Source organism: Dietzia sp. DQ11-71, from assembly GCF_014144995.1.
GTDB classification, from domain to species: Bacteria; Actinomycetota; Actinomycetes; order Mycobacteriales; family Mycobacteriaceae; genus Dietzia; species Dietzia kunjamensis.
The window spans coordinates 1-2,750 of the sequence record NZ_JAALDT010000525.1 but is presented as its reverse complement, the minus strand read 5'-3'; the positions used below and the strand labels follow the sequence as shown (position 1 = coordinate 2,750).

The 2,750-nt window shown below is 68.2% G+C and carries 3 protein-coding genes and 1 pseudogene; 1 reads left to right on the top strand and 3 read right to left on the bottom strand.

The window, feature by feature from the left end:
• Positions 1–32 precede the first annotated feature (32 nt).
• A pseudogene (locus G6023_RS16095) lies at positions 33–176 on the bottom strand (MFS transporter); the annotation flags it as partial.
• On the bottom strand, positions 173–553 hold the full coding sequence (locus tag G6023_RS15610; RefSeq protein WP_472986460.1) for an ArsR/SmtB family transcription factor: 381 nt from the start codon (positions 551–553) through the stop codon (positions 173–175). The gene G6023_RS15610 and the pseudogene G6023_RS16095, both read right to left, overlap by 4 nt.
• Positions 554–777: 224 nt before the next feature.
• On the opposite strand from G6023_RS15610, the gene G6023_RS15605 reads away from it, so the two are divergent.
• Positions 778–1,182, top strand: a complete 405-nt coding sequence (locus G6023_RS15605; protein ID WP_069389151.1) for a four-helix bundle copper-binding protein — start codon at positions 778–780, stop codon at positions 1,180–1,182.
• Positions 1,183–1,356: 174 nt separating this feature from the next.
• Here G6023_RS15605 and G6023_RS15600 read toward each other — a convergent pair.
• On the bottom strand, positions 1,357–2,750 hold a 1,394-nt coding region (locus G6023_RS15600), incomplete at its 5' end, for an NADH-quinone oxidoreductase subunit N (protein WP_182636393.1).

The following is a 2,750-nucleotide window of genomic DNA, read 5'->3' as shown; positions in this document are numbered from 1 at the left end:
CGCGGGGCGGACACCCTGATTGTTCAGCAGTCTCCTAGCACTACACCAGCGTCTTGTTCGGCGATGTCGAAGGCCAATAACCCGAGCGCCACGGTGAGCAGACCGGTGCCGAGAAGGGCGACTATCTGAGCGCTGAAGAGCCTGGCATAGGTGCTGTTCCGAAGGACACCGATCACGATAGGCCGGTGGTCTTCCCGTGGCCCAGACGGTCGCGGTCATGATGCGCGGGGTGACTGTCCACCGCGTGCTGCGCCTGGAAAATCGCGTCGGCGACAAGCTGGCGGGCGTGCTCGTCAGTCAGGCGGTAGAACACTCGTTGCCCGTCTTGGCGTGCTGAGACCATTCGCGCCAGGCGGAGTTTGGCCAAGTGCTGAGATACCGACGCCGGGGACTTGTCGACGATCTCGGCCAGCTGGTTTACCGACAGCTCCCCGTCGCGAAGGGCCAGAATGATCCGCACTCGCGTCGCATCCGCCAGCATGGCGAACACCTCGACAGCTAGCTCAACGTACGAACTCTGCGCCGTCAAGCCACACTTAGCATCTGCATTTATACGCAGATAATGGCATGTCGACTCCCAGGGATCAAGGTCTCGACGCTGCGGCATTCGGCTGGACAGCCTGGCAAGGACAGGGCGCCTAACGATTTGGTTTCTTCGGAGACGATCTCCCAACTGGGCGGCGGCGATGGCTACGGTGACGGGTACGGCCTGCGGCAGGGAGACCCACTGCGCCGCCCGTCGGAGGCGTTCTAGACGACATCGACTACGGAGGAACAATGAGCACCACTGCCATGATCAACTCCCACCCCAATCCCACCAGTGGTCTGGACGTGGACCGCCTCGCCGAGGCGATCGACGCGGCGCTGGCCTGCGCGCAGTCCTGCACTGCGTGCGCGGACGCCTGCTTGGCAGAAGAGGCGGTTGCCGACCTGCGGAACTGCATCCGTACCAATCTCGACTGCGCCGATGTCTGCGTCGCCACCGCTTCCGTCCTGAGTCGCCGAACGGGCAGCAACCTGACCGTGGTCACCGAGTTGCTCAAGGCCTGCCGTGCCGCGTGCGCTACTTGCGCCGAAGACTGCGAGGCTCACGCCGACATGCACGAGCACTGCAAGCTGTGTGCTGACGCCTGCCGTCGTTGCGAAAAGGCCTGCAGCGACCTCCTCAGCGCCATTGGCTGAACCCGCGGCGCCGCTGTAGTCGTTGCTCGACTGGGTGTGCGACTTAGGTCCTACGGCGACAACCGACGATTTAGGGGGTTCTCTCCTATAAGCGGGCTCTCCTGTACGGCCCCCGGCTCCCTCCCGCACCTACTCGACGCCCCTTCCGGCTGGGGAAGGCTGCCGCTCCCAGCCCTACAGGATCCCGGGGCCGTCGAGGGCAGCCCACAGGACACCGGCCAGGACGCCCAGCGCCAGGCTCGCGGTCGCGGCGACCGCGGCCGTGACGGCCGGCCAGGCGGCCATCCCGCCGCGTCCGGGGAACTCGGCGGCTTGGGAGTCGGGTCGGGCGAAGACGGGGGCGAACCAGCGCAGGTAGTAGAAGAGGCTGATCACGCTGTTGACCACCACCACCAGAGCCAGCCACCCGTGACCGCCGTCCCAGGCGGCGGTGGCGGTGGTCAGTTTGCCCACGAAGATCGCCAGGGGCGGGGTGCCCACCAGCCCCAGCAGCGCCACGAGCACGGTCAGTCCCAACCCTGGGCGGGAGCGGGCCAGCCCGCGGTATTCGGCGAGCGTCCGGTGCTCGGGCAGGGCAGCGGTCACGGCAAAGGCGGCGACGTTGGTCACGGCGTAGGCGGCCAGGTAGAACAACAGCGAGGGCAGGGCCAGGTCGCTGCGCCCGGCTGCGGCCACGGGCACCAGCAGGAACCCCACCTGCGCCACGGTCGACCAGCCCAGTAGCCGGCGGGGATCGGTCTGCCAGTAGGCGGCCAGGTTGCCCAGGAACATCGAGGCGGTGGCCAGTAGGGCGGCGACGAGCAACCAGGAGTGCTCTTCGGCGGAGACCGTGGCCACCAACCGGTACACGGCCACCAGCGCGCCCACCTTGGGCACGGTGGTCAGGAACGTGGCGGCGGTGACCCCGGAGCCCTGGGCGGCGTCGGGCACCCAGAAGTGCATCGGCACCCCGCCGGCCTTGAACAGCAGCCCGGCCAGCACCCCCAGGATGCCTGTCCCCACGGCGGCGTCCGGTGCGGTGGGCAACGCCTCCCGGAGCAGGGCGTAGTCGGTGCCTCCGGCCAGGGCATAGAGCACGGTGACGCCCAGCATCAGCAGGATCCCGGACAGCGCCCCCATGAGGTAGGTCTTGACCGCCGCCTCGGCGCCCAAGCGGCCGCCGGTGAGTCCGATGATCCCGTACAGCGGGATGCTGGCCAGCAGGAATCCCACGATCAGCACCAACAGGTCGGTGATCCCGGCCAGGACCATCACCCCGGCGGTGGCGAAGAGCAGCAGGGCGTAGGTGTCGGATTCGCGCGGGGAGTCCTTGAGCTCCCCGGAGGCCACCCCCAGGATCAGCAGGGTGGCCAGGGTGGCTATCACCCGTGCGGCGCCGGTGGCGGTGTCCACGGCAAAGGTACCCGCAAAGGCGCTTTGCGCAGGCCCGGCCATAGCCACCGCGGCGGCGGTCGCGGCGCCCAGTAGCGCCAGGGCGGCCGCGGCGCGGGCGATCCACTGGCGCTGCCGGGGGAGGAACGATCCGCCCAGTAGCACCGCCAATCCGCCGGTAAAGACGATGATCTCGG

Bases quoted from the DNA above. Each gene is read 5' to 3' on its own strand.
- G6023_RS15605 (WP_069389151.1), top strand. From the start codon at position 778: ATGAGCACCACTGCCATGATCAACTCCCACCCCAATCCCACCAGTGGT.